The 11,909-nt window shown below is 68.0% G+C and carries 12 protein-coding genes and 2 pseudogenes; 8 read left to right on the top strand and 6 right to left on the bottom strand.

Annotation, left to right across the window (positions count from 1 at the left end):
- The first annotated feature begins 42 nt into the window (after positions 1 to 42).
- Positions 43 to 1,752, top strand: coding sequence for a GMC family oxidoreductase N-terminal domain-containing protein (locus NBT82_RS08820; RefSeq protein ID WP_251331158.1), 1,710 nt, complete (start codon positions 43 to 45; stop codon positions 1,750 to 1,752).
- Position 1,753: 1 nt separating this feature from the next.
- On the opposite strand, the gene NBT82_RS08825 is transcribed toward NBT82_RS08820, so the two are convergent.
- Positions 1,754 to 2,257: an ester cyclase gene (locus NBT82_RS08825; RefSeq protein ID WP_251331159.1), complete on the bottom strand. Its 504-nt coding sequence runs from the start codon at positions 2,255 to 2,257 to the stop codon at positions 1,754 to 1,756.
- Here NBT82_RS08825 and NBT82_RS20180 point away from each other — a divergent pair.
- Positions 2,242 to 2,651: pseudogene (locus tag NBT82_RS20180) on the top strand (NAD-dependent epimerase/dehydratase family protein); the annotation flags it as partial. The gene NBT82_RS08825 and the pseudogene NBT82_RS20180 sit on opposite strands and share 16 nt — an antisense overlap.
- Positions 2,652 to 2,796: 145 nt before the next feature.
- Positions 2,797 to 3,195, top strand: a complete 399-nt coding sequence (locus tag NBT82_RS08835) for a hypothetical protein (RefSeq protein WP_251331161.1) — start codon at positions 2,797 to 2,799, stop codon at positions 3,193 to 3,195.
- Here NBT82_RS08835 and NBT82_RS08840 read toward each other — a convergent pair.
- The 3 genes from NBT82_RS08840 to NBT82_RS08850 all read right to left on the bottom strand — a co-directional run bounded on the left by NBT82_RS08840 (position 3,183) and on the right by NBT82_RS08850 (position 5,221).
- Positions 3,183 to 3,842, bottom strand: coding sequence for a VOC family protein (locus NBT82_RS08840; RefSeq protein ID WP_251331162.1), 660 nt, complete (start codon positions 3,840 to 3,842; stop codon positions 3,183 to 3,185). The two genes, NBT82_RS08835 and NBT82_RS08840, sit on opposite strands and share 13 nt — an antisense overlap.
- Before the next feature lie 39 nt (positions 3,843 to 3,881).
- Positions 3,882 to 4,826 (bottom strand): hypothetical protein, encoded by a 945-nt coding sequence (locus NBT82_RS08845; protein WP_251331163.1) that lies wholly within the window; start codon positions 4,824 to 4,826, stop codon positions 3,882 to 3,884.
- A gap of 77 nt (positions 4,827 to 4,903) precedes the next feature.
- Positions 4,904 to 5,221, bottom strand: coding sequence for a hypothetical protein (locus tag NBT82_RS08850; RefSeq protein WP_251331164.1), 318 nt, complete (start codon positions 5,219 to 5,221; stop codon positions 4,904 to 4,906).
- A gap of 137 nt (positions 5,222 to 5,358) precedes the next feature.
- On the opposite strand from NBT82_RS08850, the gene NBT82_RS08855 reads away from it, so the two are divergent.
- On the top strand, positions 5,359 to 6,264 hold the full coding sequence (locus tag NBT82_RS08855) for a hypothetical protein (RefSeq protein WP_251331165.1): 906 nt from the start codon (positions 5,359 to 5,361) through the stop codon (positions 6,262 to 6,264).
- Position 6,265: 1 nt separating this feature from the next.
- Positions 6,266 to 7,978, top strand: coding sequence for a GMC family oxidoreductase N-terminal domain-containing protein (locus tag NBT82_RS08860; RefSeq protein ID WP_251331166.1), 1,713 nt, complete (start codon positions 6,266 to 6,268; stop codon positions 7,976 to 7,978).
- Here the strand turns inward: NBT82_RS08860 and NBT82_RS20430 are convergent.
- On the bottom strand, positions 7,972 to 8,388 hold the full coding sequence (locus tag NBT82_RS20430; protein ID WP_486617155.1) for a zinc ribbon domain-containing protein: 417 nt from the start codon (positions 8,386 to 8,388) through the stop codon (positions 7,972 to 7,974). The genes NBT82_RS08860 and NBT82_RS20430 overlap by 7 nt on opposite strands.
- Between NBT82_RS20430 and NBT82_RS08870 the strand changes: the two are divergent.
- The 3 genes and pseudogenes from NBT82_RS08870 to NBT82_RS08880 all read left to right on the top strand — a co-directional run.
- Positions 8,290 to 8,676 (top strand): annotated as a pseudogene (locus tag NBT82_RS08870) (type IV toxin-antitoxin system AbiEi family antitoxin domain-containing protein); the annotation flags it as partial. The gene NBT82_RS20430 and the pseudogene NBT82_RS08870 sit on opposite strands and share 99 nt — an antisense overlap.
- A gap of 432 nt (positions 8,677 to 9,108) precedes the next feature.
- Positions 9,109 to 10,044, top strand: coding sequence for a hypothetical protein (locus NBT82_RS08875; protein ID WP_251331168.1), 936 nt, complete (start codon positions 9,109 to 9,111; stop codon positions 10,042 to 10,044).
- Positions 10,045 to 10,091: 47 nt separating this feature from the next.
- Complete coding sequence (locus tag NBT82_RS08880; protein ID WP_251331169.1) at positions 10,092 to 10,532, top strand: peroxiredoxin; 441 nt, start codon at positions 10,092 to 10,094, stop codon at positions 10,530 to 10,532.
- Between the two features lie 46 nt (positions 10,533 to 10,578).
- On the opposite strand, the gene NBT82_RS08885 is transcribed toward NBT82_RS08880, so the two are convergent.
- Positions 10,579 to 11,796: an iron-containing alcohol dehydrogenase family protein gene (locus NBT82_RS08885; protein ID WP_251331170.1), complete on the bottom strand. Its 1,218-nt coding sequence runs from the start codon at positions 11,794 to 11,796 to the stop codon at positions 10,579 to 10,581.
- Positions 11,797 to 11,909 lie beyond the last annotated feature (113 nt).

Here is an 11,909-nt window from a genome sequence, read left to right on the forward strand (position 1 = left end):
CAAGAGACGGTCGGCCGGTATGGGGCCAAATCGGGGATCACGATGGTCGCTGACAGCTACGATGCCGTGGTGGTTGGCGCGGGGGGTGATGGCCCGGTGGCGGCCTGGAAGTTGGCCGAGGTGGGATTGTCGGTACTGATCCTGGAGGCAGGCCCCTTCCACGGCAACGAGAAGTGGCCAAACCCCCACGAGGAGCCCGGCGGTGAGGCCTCCGCCAGCGTCGAGGATCTGAGCGGCGACCTCCTCGACGAACAGTTCACCACCCGCGAGTTCGAGATGCTGAACGAACTGCTGTTCGGGCCGGCCGACCACGAGCGGGGGTTCTGGTTCCGGAAATTTCCGGGTGACGGGGCGATCCTCCAGTGTGCCGGTGTCGGCGGCACCACGCTGCACTACCTCGGCAACCACCCCCGTGCGTACCCGGCGTCGATCGACGAGCAGGGCCACTGGCCCATCGACTACGCCGACCTCATCCCCTACTACAAAGAGGTCGAAGCGATGTGCGATGTCGCTCCCGCGCCCCAGACCGCCAAAGAGGAACTGTTCGTCCGCGGGGCCGAGGCGGCGGGGTGGGACCTGCTCGACGACAGGAACGTAACCGAACCCGGCTACCGTCCCCAGCCCAACGCGATCAAGCAACCCGACGAGCGCCTCCACGTCGACGCCGACTACGACGGCGACTTCACCTCCCCCGACATCAAGGGCGACACCCTCGCACTCGGCAACATCACGGGTAACCCCCACCCGCGGGGCGCACCGTTCGAGGAGAAGGCCAAACGCGCGAGCAACGTCAGCTTCGTTCCGCCAGCTCTCGAGACGGGTAATGTGACCGTTCGGCCCAACGCTTTCGTGACCGATGTCACGACCGAGACTGCCCTCGGCGACTCCCCGACCGTGACCGGCGTCGAGTTCCGCGACACGTGGTCGGGGGCCGAGGAGTCGGTGTCGGCCGATGTGGTCGTCCTCGCGGCAGGGGCGGTCGAGACGCCGCGGCTCTGGCTCAACTCCGACCTCCCGGCGAACGACTGGGTCGGCCGCGGGATGACAATCCACCTCCCGGACAGCGTGATGGGTCTGTGGGACGACGACGACCTAGAGGAGTCCATCGGCAAGCCGACCGTCGACCAGCATCACGGACAGGACAGCGCTGTCCGGTTCGACTATCCCGGCGTCGGCATGTTCCAGCCGATAACCGCAGGCCCGGGCATCGGGGCGTTTCTGGGTTTCGGCGCCAGCGCCTCGGGGTTCGCCTTCCAGAACGATCCCGCCGAGGCCCCCTGGGACACGATGGGGCGCCTGGCCGGGCGGGAACTCAAAGAAATCCTCGCCGACTATCGACGGATGCTCCCGCTGTTCATCCTGACGGACGATCGGCCCCACAAGCGCAACGGCATCTCAGTCGCACCCGGGATCGCGGACGAACACGGACCGGTCGCCCAGGTCAACTTCGAGCCGAGCGAGGGCGACCGGCTGCGGCGGGACGACCTCGCCGAGATTGCCGCCGAGATCCTCCGGGAGGCAGGCGCCTCCTACGTCCACCGCTCGGACTCCCCCCCGACGGCGATCCACATCCAGAGCACGATGGCGATGGGGAAGGTCGTCGACGAGGCCTGCGAGGCCTACGACGTCGACCGGCTGTTCGTCGCCGACCATTCGGCGCTCGCCAACGGGATCGGCGGGCCGAACCCGACGAACACGGGCCAAGCGCTCGCCGCCCGGACGGGGGAGAGGATCGTGGAACGATACTTCTGACCTATCGCCGTCGCGTGAGCAGTCCCCACGCGAGTCGCGGCAGGTAGGGAACCACGGTGAGGGAGGTGAACCCGAGTTGCTTCGCGATCTTCAGTATGGGCGGATAGACCCGGTGTTCTTCGATCATACCGTCAGCGACCTCGATCTGTCCCATATACCGAACCTCGACCCGCCGTCCGGTCGGCGGGACTCCGAAGAACGTCCCCTCGTGAGTCATCCTCAATCGCCCGTCGTACATCACCGCGTCGTCCTCGGAGAGCATCCTGTGGACCGTCACCTGAAAGTCGGGGAAGCCCGCCACGACGCCCCGGATGAACGTCTCTAAGCCGTCGCGGCCGTGGATTTCGTCCCAGGTCCCGGAGACGTCCGCCGCGAGTGCTGCCGGATCGTACATCACGAACGACTCAGAGACCAGAGACCGGATCTCGTCGTATCCGCGCTCGTTCCAGACGGACTCCAGGTAGTCGCGTGCGACACGTTCGGATTCGGATGGCGCGTGTTCCATGCCTCGTCCCGATCGACGACGGCCGGTCAGATAGCTGTACATGTGGTCTGTCGGACCTATTTTTATCACGTCACCGTAGCCCGCGTATAGAGTACTTCGTCACGGGCGCGACGGGGTTCATCAGGACTCACCTCGTCGAGCAACTGGTGTCCGAGGGCCACGACATCGTGGCGTTGACGCGTCCCGATCGAACGCGGCTCACCTCCCGGAGACCGTGACGGTCGTCGAGGGTGACCTCACGGACAAGGAGAGCATGCGCGGGGCGATGGAGGGCGTCGACGGCGTGTTCCACGCCGGCGCCTGGTTCTACGTTGGCCCGGGTGCGGAGCAAGCCGAGGTAGCTCGGCGCGTGAACGTCGAGGGGAGCCGCAACGTCTTCGAGCTGATGGACGAACTCGACGTTCCGAAGGGTGTCTACACCAGCACGGTCGGCGTTCACCCGGGCACGAGCGGGGCGCGCTCGCCCCGTCCGGGCGACGACCGTCCGTTCTCGCCGACACCGGCGGCAGCTTTACCTCCCGCCCCGTCGTCGTGCCGACATGGTCACAGGGGGGACCACGCGATACACGCCCCACGCACTCGTGTCGGCGGTCGTGTTCGAGTACATGCACATCGCGGACGAACTGGCCGGGAACTGGGCCCCCTTCGAGCCGTTCAACGACCCGCTGGTGGCCACGGTCGGCGTGGGGGTCTTCACGCTCGTCGCGCTCGCGGGGCTGTGGGGCGTCGCCGCCGACCGTCGTGTTGGGTACGCCCTCGCCGCCGGATTCGGCCTCTTCTTCCTGGTCGTGGAGTGTTGGCACTACGTCGATCCGGCGAACATGACCGCTCTCCGGTGGATCGTCCTGTGGCTCGCGCAGGGCTCGGGCGCGGGCGTCGGCATCCTCGGTGTGATCCACCTCCGGGGCGGGGATACCGAGGCGTCTCACTCGGGGTAGACCCCGTCGGGCGACGGGACCGCCCAGAGGTTCGCCGCGATCTCGAGGAGTACGCCGTCGAGTTCCTCACGCATATCGAGGTACCAGAACTTGAGCCCCTCGAAGCGCCCGCTCTGGACGACTTGGATGCCCGCGTCCTCGTAGCGCTCGACGGCGGCGCGCGGGTCGTCGAAGGCGAAGCAGCCGATGTGGTGGATGCCCGTGCCGCCGGCGTCGAGGTGTTCCGTGTACGTACTCGGCCCGTCGAGCGGTTCGATCAACTCGACGTTCAGCCCTGGGACCCCCGGGTTCGGGAACGACGACAGCACCTCGCCGCCGTCCGATCCGGGTCGCAGTCCGAGCCGGTCGCGCAACGCCGTGAGCCAGCCAACGACCCGCTGTAGCGTCCCCCCGGAGACGACCGTCGTCGTCAGGTCGACCGGTCCGCCGACGTCCGTCACCGCCACCCGCATCGAGTACTCCGCCGGCTCCCCGCGGTAGGTCGCGTCGGTCAGGCGCGGTGGCTCGTAGCGGTACGTAACCCACGGCTCCATCCCGAAGAGGGCCCCGAACCGGCGCATGCTCTCTTCAAGGTCATCGACGACGAACGCGACGTGGGAGACCTCCGGGAGCGCCACATCCACCTGCGGAATCGCGCTGTCGGTCATGGGAGTAGCTTCGGCGGAGCCGAAAAATAACTCGGGGGGTCACGCCTCGCTGATCGGTTCGTCGCGGGCGTTCATGACGTAGTAGAGACACAGCCGCTCGTCGCCGGCCTCCGTCTCGGCGTGGAGGTGGCCCAGCGAGCCCTCTTCGGGGGACGGGAGGAGCTGAGTCTCGGTCTGGCAGTACTTCCCGATCATAAACTCCGTCTCGATCTGGCGGATCTCGTCGTGCCAGTTCGAGAAGTCGAACATCTCCATGCGGTCCTCGTCGAAGTCGAGGCGGACATCGCCGCCCGCCGTGTCGAGCACCTCGTACTTCCCGTCGACGCCGTGCTCGGTCCGCTCGAACTGGAACTCGAAGAGCGGGTCCGACAGCCCGGCGTTCGAGACGAGCTGTACGTCCCACGCCCCGTCGAGCGCTTCGGGATCGGGGACCGAGCCCTGATTCCAGAGCACGGCGTGGTCGGCCGGGGCGAGAAAGTCGAAGCCGTACCGGCGCGTCAGCCCGAACGTCAGCGTCTCGATCCCGTACGGGAACCGGCCGAGGTAGGCCTTGCCGACGACCAGGTCGTCGGTCACCGGGAGCAGGAGGTCGTAGAACGGGCGATACACGAGGTCTGTGTACGTGAGCAGGGCGTACGGCCGGCCGTTATGCTCGACTTCGCGGAGCCGGTTGTGTCCCACGACCACCTCGTCCGCGTCGGTGGTCTCGCCGACCAGCGAGCCGTTCTCCCACCAGAAGCGCTTGTGGAACCCCGCGGGGAGCGGGGCGAACTGGTTCAGGTACGTGAAGGTGTGGTCGGTCGGGAAGAACCCCCGCCAGTGTTCGTCGTTCGCCACCTCCCGTTCGTCGACGGCGACCTCCCTCCCCCCCTCGTTGACCAGCGTCTTCATCGGGCCGGGATCGGCGTCGTGGAAGAGCTCGTCGAGTTCCGCGCGGGTGCTGTTCCTCGGATCGGTCTCGAACGTGTCGATGGATGCACTCATGCCGTGACACCGCCCCGCACAGGCCGCTTCCGACGGCTCCCCCACCGGCGACCGCGGAGGATCGTGCCCCTCTACGGTCACCGGTACCGCTCCCCGATGTTGAGCCCCAACCGCATCCAGAGCGGATAGGACGCGAACAACACTACGGCGAGGACATCGGTTCCCGGTTGCCGGGACAGTTCCGTGTCGAGCCCCGAGTTCAACATCCAGTCCGAGCCGCTCATCCACCCTCCCAACCACCACGGGAGGACATCGAGGTACAGCAGCGTGCTCACGACGACGAACACGGCGACGACGCCCGCCGCGAGTCGATTGCGACGCGACCGAGCGTCAATGTACCGGTCGATGGTAACGCCGATGAGCACGAGCGCGGGAGGATCCAACAGGAAGCTCATAGCCTATGCGCAGTGTTCACAATACACGCAGCATTGAAATAGGTTCCCCACCCTCGATAGCCGCCCGCTACCGGCCGTATCGTGATCGATCCTCGTATCGCAGTAACATTTTTTAAACATTAGTGTAACTCGGTCATATGGTAACCGATGGCGTGATACGGCGGCCCATACAATGGCTGGCGTTCGCGTGGCGGGGCCTGCAGTCCGTCGGCGGGTGGGTTCTCGAGGCGTTGGGGATCGGCCCGGATGTCGACCCGCACACGAGGGTGACGTTCCGGGCCATTGTGGACGCGGTGGTCCCCGAGACCCCCGAGCTGGCCGATGAGTTGGGGCCCGAGTACGCTCCCGGGGGACTGGCCATCGGTCTCGACGAGTTCGCCATCACCTACATCGACGACGGCTTCCAGTTCGGACTCCCCGATCTCGGCCCCCAGGGGAACATCGAACTGGCCGATCCGATCGCGCACACGCTCGACGCGGCGGCGTTGAAGCTACTGGAGCAGGGAGACAACGAGGCTGACCCCAGCACGGACCGGGCGCTGTCGCTGCTCGGCCCGGACGACCCGCCGCCGGATGAGGCAAGAAGCGCCGTGGGACCGTTCGCGGAGCTATCCCGGGAGGACCGGCTCCGCGCCATCGCCATCCTCGACGAGTTCGAGATCAAGGTGACGCCGACGGACCACGACCTGTTCGAGATGGACGCCGGTCTCGTCGGCCAACTCGTTATCGGGTTCGTGGAGATGATCTACTACAGCGAGTGGGAGGGGTACGACGACTTCACCGAGCCGCCCAGTGAGCGGGTCCACCCGAACGATCCGAGGGCGGTCCAGAGCTGGCGACAGACCGGCTTCCCGGGGTTCGCGAACGGGTACGCGGCGCTGCGTGGCTACGTCGGCGCGGACGATAGCCCCCTCGGCGAGGGCGAGGAGTGGACGACCGTCGACGAGGGGTCGGGGGTTCGGATCGTCCACGGGTCGGGTTCGTTCCGGGAGAACGACTACGACACGAGCGACTACGAGGAACCCTTGCCCGTGGAGGACTGAGATGGTCGCTGACAGCTACGACGCCGTGGTGGTTGGCGCGGGGGGTGATGGCCCGGTGGCGGCTTGGAAGTTGGCCGAGGTGGGATTGTCGGTACTGATCCTGGAGGCAGGCCCCTTCCACGGCAACGAGAAGTGGCCAAATCCCCACGAGGAGCCCGGCGGCGAGGCCTCCTCCAGCGTCGAGGATCTGAGCGGCGACCTCCTCGACGAACAGTTCACCACCCGCGAGTTCGAGATGATCAACAACCTCGTCTTCGGGCCGGCCGACCACGAGCGGGGGTTCTGGTTCCGGAAGTTCCCGGGAGACGGGGCGATCCTCCAGTGTGCCGGTGTCGGCGGCACCACGCTGCACTACACCGGCTGTCATCCTCGTGCGTACCCGGCGTCGATCGACGAGCAGGGCCACTGGCCCATCGACTACGCCGACCTCATCCCCTACTACAAAGAGGTCGAAGCGATGTGCGAGGTGACCCCCGCGCCCGTCACGGCGAAAGAGCAACTGTTCTTCCGGGGTGCCGAGGCCGCGGGGTGGGAGCTGATCGAGGACCTGAACGTCACCGAGGCGGGCTACCGACCCCAGCCGAACGCGATCAGACAGCCGGACCCGAAACTCCACGTTGACGAGGGATACGCCGGCGACTTCACCTATCCCGATGTCGAGGGCGACACGCTCGCGCTCGGCAACATCGCCGGCAACCCTCACCCGCGGGGCGCACCGTTCGAGGAGAAGGCCAAACGCGCGAGCAACGTCAGCTTCGTTCCGCCAGCTCTCGAGACGGGTAATGTGACCGTTCGGCCCAACGCTTTCGTGACCGATGTCACGACCGAGACTGCCCTCGGCGACTCCCCGACCGTGACCGGCGTCGAGTTCCGCGACACGTGGTCCGGAACCACCGAAACCGTCGACGCCGAAGTCGTGATTCTTGCGGCGGGCGCGATCGAGACGCCGCGGCTCTGGCTCAACTCCGACCTCCCGGCGAACGACTGGGTCGGCCGCGGCCTGACCATCCACTTCGGGGACAACATCATGGGCCTGTGGGACGCCGACGACCTCACGGAGCCGCTGGGAAAGGAGACAATCGACCAGCACGAAGGCCAGGACATCGCGGCACGCTTCGATTATCCAGGTGTGGGTATGCTCCAGACCATCGGGACCGCGCCGGGGATTGGAGCGATTTTGGGCTTCGGCGCCAGCGCCTCGGGGTTCGCCTTCCAGAACGATCCCGCCGAGGCCCCCTGGGACACGATGGGGCGGCTCAGGGGTGCCGAACTGAAGCGTCTCCTCTCGGACTACCGTCGGATGCTCCAGGTGCTCGTCGTGACCGACGACCGCCCCCACAAGCGCAACGGCATCTCGGTCGCGCCCGGAATCGCGGACGAACACGGACCGATCCCGATCGTGAACTACGAGCCGAGCGAGGGCGACCGGCGCCGCCGGGACGAACTCGCCGAGATCGCCGCCGAGATTCTCCGAGAGGCCGGCGCTTCCCACGTCCACCGCTCGGACTCCCCGCCGACCGCTCTCCACGTCCACAGCACGATGCGGATGGGACAAGTCGTCGACGAGGCCTGCGAGGCCTACGACGTCGACCGGCTGTTCGTCGCCGACCATTCTGCGCTCGCCAACGGCGTCGGGGGCGCAAACCCGACCAACACGGGGCAGGCCCTCGCTGCCCGGACGGCCGACGAGATCAACAAACGGTACTTTCAGTGACTTCTCCCACGACTAAAGTCGTGGGGTCCCTCACTGAGGGTTAGGCCCACGTCGTCTGGAGAGTTCGCAGGTTCCATCTCACGGTTGGATCCCTGGAGTACGACCTGCGTTTCGGGCTGAGCCACACCAGCCCCCGCCATCGATAGCGGGCTCTGAATGTGCTTACCGACGGCTCGTTTGCCGATGTTCGACGCCCCGTTCTTGTCTGCGTTGTCGTCCAGTCCACAGTCGTGACACTCCAGACGCCCCTGCACCTCACGACTCGTGTTCTGCGACCCCCACCGCCAGCACGTCACGGACGTGTCGTACCCGGCTACTACAGCGCCCTCAACCACCACGGGCTGACCGAACAGGTCCCCCGGACGGTGTACGTCGTTACGCCGACCCGAGCGCAAAGCCGGGAGATCCACGGCGTCCCGTACCGCGTCACGACAGTCACCGAGCGGAAATTCTTCGGCGTTGAGCCGACATCGATCGAGGGCACGACCGTTCAGGTCAGCGACCTGGAGAAGACGCTGGTCGACTGTGCGGACCACCCCGAGTTCTGTGGTGGTCTTCGGGAACTCGCGACTGCGATGCGTACCGCCGCCGACCGTAATTGCGACTGGGACACCGTCGGCGAATACCTCGAGCGACTCGGCAACGGCGCTGCGACCAAACGAATCGCCTACCTCGCCGACCAACTCGGCATCGACCTCCTTCGCTTTGCGAGCGGGCCGACGCCGGACGGCCTCGCCATATACGAACTCGACGCCGACGGTACCGGTTCCGCACCCGACACGCCGGCCGACGATCCGACGGGCGGCGAGGCGGTGATCCTCGAACACACGGGCAGCGGGGAGCTGCCGATCGACGGCTACGAAGTCGCCTACGACGGACGGGCGGAGACGATCACGAGCGGGGGCCGGGAGCCGCTGTCGGCCCTGGCTCCCGGCGATCACCTCGTCGTCTACACCGGCGACGGCCTCCGCTCCGACCCGGGCGTCCGAACGGTCGCGTTCGGCCTCGACGTGGCGCTCATCCACGACGACGGGACGGTCACCGTCCGGACTCCGACCGGCGAGGTGAGCGCGTTCGCGGAACGCTGAGCGGGGACAAAGTCCTTGAGTGGGCGGGGACGATAGCCGCCGATGGCCGACGGGGAGGACCGAAACCGGCGCCGGGAAGGGGATGACTCCGCCGTCACGTGGACGGCGCTGCCGGACCGCGACGCCGACCGACTCCGACTCGCGGTGTTGCACCTCGGTGCGGGCGTCGCCGGCCTCTTCGGTCTCGCCTTGCTCTCGGCGCTCCTCTTCGTCCTCGTCGACGGACTTGCCGGGGAGAACGTCGACGTTGCCGTCCTCGTCGGTGTACTCGCGTTCGTCGGCGGCCCGGCGTCGCTGTGGTATCTCCTGCTGTCGGTCGAACACGGGACCGACCGCGAGCGCGAGACGCTCGTGCCGTCGGCCGGGTGGCTGCGACTCCGCTACCTGCCGCCCGCCATGCTCGGCGCCGTGGTCCTGTTCCTGCCGCTGGCCGTCGAGCCGGGACTGTTGCTCGCGTACCCCGTTGCCGCCGTGGTCTGTCGGGCGGCGGTCGACAGCCGGTACACGGTTGGACACCTCGACCCGGAGACGGGCACGCTCCGGCAGGTGACCGGGGCGGCCGCCGCGGAGTACGCGGCGGATGCGACGCCGGGTCCGGACGACCGAGCGGTCCGGACGTGGGACCTCTCGTCGCTCCGGGCCGTCCACCGGCGGCGGATCGGCGGGTACACCGTCTTCCTCCCGCGGTATCGGCGCCGTGGACGGTGGGGACGTGCCTACCTGCTCGTCGTCCCGAACGACGCCGCCGACCGGGTCGCGACCGCCCTCGATACCGTCGTCCGGACGAGCGACTGGGAACCGGGGCCGGGGCTCGATCGAGCGGTCAGAGTCGCCCTCGGCGGTCTCGGACTCTGCTTTCTGGGCGCGGCGGGCGCGTTCGTCGTCGTCGCCGGGGAGCGGGCGTCGATCGTCGCGTACGCGCTGGGGACGCTCGGCCTGTTCGGCGCGGCGCTACTCCTCGCGGCGATCCGGGGATGATCGCCGGCTGCGAACCCGTTATGGGCCTCGGGGTCGAAGGCCGGCCGATGCTCGAACCCGGCGATCCGGCCCCCGACGTCTCGGCACCCAACCAGCACGGCGAGTCGGTCACCCCCGACTTCGCGGAGCCGACGGTCGTCTTCTTCTACCCCGAGGATTTCACCAAGGGCTGTACGGTCGAGGCCGGCGAGTTCCAGGAGGCGTTGCCCGAGTTCGTGGAACTCGGGGTGACGGTCTACGGCGTCTCGATGGACGACGCCGAGCGCCACGCCGAGTTCGCGGCGGCCGAGAACCTGCAGTTCGACCTGCTGGCCGACCCCGAGGGCGAGGTCGCCGAGGCGTTCGGCGTCTCGACCGATCTGGGCTACGCCGACCGCCGCACCTTCCTCGTCGCGGACGGCGAGGTCATCGCGACTTACGCTCCCGACCCCGGCGGCCACGCTCACGAGGTACTCGACGACGCCCGGGCGGAGTTCGGCGACGGATAGGGACGGAATCGGCGGCGACAGGCCCTCCCCGGCGACGACGCTCCGATCACCACGCTTCTTCGAGAACCGTCAGGATCTCCGCCGGCGTCGGGTCGATGCCCGAGGGCGCGGCGTCCATGAGTCCGTCGTCGTGAATCTCGTCCGCGACGTCGGGCAGGTGGTCTCGGTCGAGACCGTCGACGGCCCGGAGGCGGGCGGGGAGGTCGAGGTCGGCGGCGACGTCGGCGACGGCGTCGACCACCGCCGCGGCGGGATCGGTCGCGTCGGCTACGCCGAGCGCCGCGGCCAGCAGGTCGCGCCGGGCGTGGGTCCGGGCAAAGACGTATCGGAGGACGTGCGGCGCGAGGATGCCGTGGACGACGCCTTGGTGGGCCTCGTAGTCGTGGGAGAAGCCGTGACCGAAGGCGTGGACGATCGACGCACGGTAGGTGCCGGGCGTGGAGATACCGTACTGCGCGAGGACGACCCCGGCGACGGCGTCGTAGAGGTCGCCCTCGTCCATGGACTCGGCGGACAGGGTCCCAAAGCCCGATGACATCAGCGAGAGCGCACGCATCGCGGTGGCGTCGGTCACGGGCGTGGCGTACGGCGAGTAGAGACATTCGACCGCCTTGTCGAAGCCGTTCATCGCGGAGGCGGTGCGGACGGATTTCGGCGTCGTCTCGAAGAGCGCGAGGTCGTAACACAGCGCCGTCGGCATGAGGCGTGCGTCGCTCACAGAGCCGTTGGGAATCTCGTGATCGGGCGTCCCCGCGGGGTCGAGCGAGAGGCTCACGCCCGCGATGACCGAGAGGTCGGCCCCGGCGAGCGTCGTCGGTACCGCGACGATCGGTAGCGGATCGTCGGCAACCGGGACGCTCCCCGACGCGACGGCGTGTTCGGCGGCCGCCTCGGGATCGTCGTGGCTCTCCAGTGCAGCGATCACCTTCGCTACGTCGAGGCTGCTGCCGCTTCCGACGGCAACGAGGGCGTCGGCGTCCGCCTCGTGTACGCGACGGACGCCAGCCAGCCCCGTCCGCAGGTACTTCGCTGGCGTGGTCTCGTCGAAGACGTCGGCGAGTCGGTCCCCCAGACCGGCTTCGACGGGATCCATCACCGCGCGGTTCGCGCCGACGTTCGACCCGGTGACGACGAGGGCGCGGTCGCGGTTGCGGGCCGCCAGGAGGTCGACGAGGTCGGCGACGCGGCCGCGCCCACACCGGAGTTCGCCGGGGTCGTAGTCGAAGGTGAACTGCCGATCGGGCGCGGCGTCCGTCGGTACCATACCCCGACCACGGACGGCGCGGTGTTAAGCCCGGGGCCCGCCGGTCGATCGGACTCGGGGTATCCACCACGACGATCGACCGTGTCCGCCCGCTAGGGGGCGGTCGAGACGGC

The organism is Haloplanus sp. HW8-1 (genome assembly GCF_023703795.1).
GTDB classification, from domain to species: Archaea; Halobacteriota; Halobacteria; order Halobacteriales; family Haloferacaceae; genus Haloplanus; species Haloplanus pelagicus.

Excerpts from the sequence above, each read along its gene's own strand:
- NBT82_RS08825 (WP_251331159.1), bottom strand. The coding sequence starts at position 2,257 with ATGGAACACGCGCCATCCGAATCCGAACGTGTCGCACGCGACTACCTG.
- NBT82_RS08840 (WP_251331162.1), bottom strand. The coding sequence starts at position 3,842 with ATGACCGACAGCGCGATTCCGCAGGTGGATGTGGCGCTCCCGGAGGTC.
- NBT82_RS08885 (WP_251331170.1), bottom strand. The coding sequence starts at position 11,796 with ATGGTACCGACGGACGCCGCGCCCGATCGGCAGTTCACCTTCGACTAC.
- NBT82_RS08880 (WP_251331169.1), top strand. The coding sequence starts at position 10,092 with ATGCTCGAACCCGGCGATCCGGCCCCCGACGTCTCGGCACCCAACCAG.
- NBT82_RS08845 (WP_251331163.1), bottom strand. The coding sequence starts at position 4,826 with ATGAGTGCATCCATCGACACGTTCGAGACCGATCCGAGGAACAGCACC.
- NBT82_RS08860 (WP_251331166.1), top strand. The coding sequence starts at position 6,266 with ATGGTCGCTGACAGCTACGACGCCGTGGTGGTTGGCGCGGGGGGTGAT.
- NBT82_RS08875 (WP_251331168.1), top strand. The coding sequence starts at position 9,109 with ATGGCCGACGGGGAGGACCGAAACCGGCGCCGGGAAGGGGATGACTCC.
- NBT82_RS08855 (WP_251331165.1), top strand. The coding sequence starts at position 5,359 with ATGGTAACCGATGGCGTGATACGGCGGCCCATACAATGGCTGGCGTTC.
- NBT82_RS08820 (WP_251331158.1), top strand. The coding sequence starts at position 43 with ATGGTCGCTGACAGCTACGATGCCGTGGTGGTTGGCGCGGGGGGTGAT.
- NBT82_RS08850 (WP_251331164.1), bottom strand. The coding sequence starts at position 5,221 with ATGAGCTTCCTGTTGGATCCTCCCGCGCTCGTGCTCATCGGCGTTACC.
- NBT82_RS08835 (WP_251331161.1), top strand. The coding sequence starts at position 2,797 with ATGGTCACAGGGGGGACCACGCGATACACGCCCCACGCACTCGTGTCG.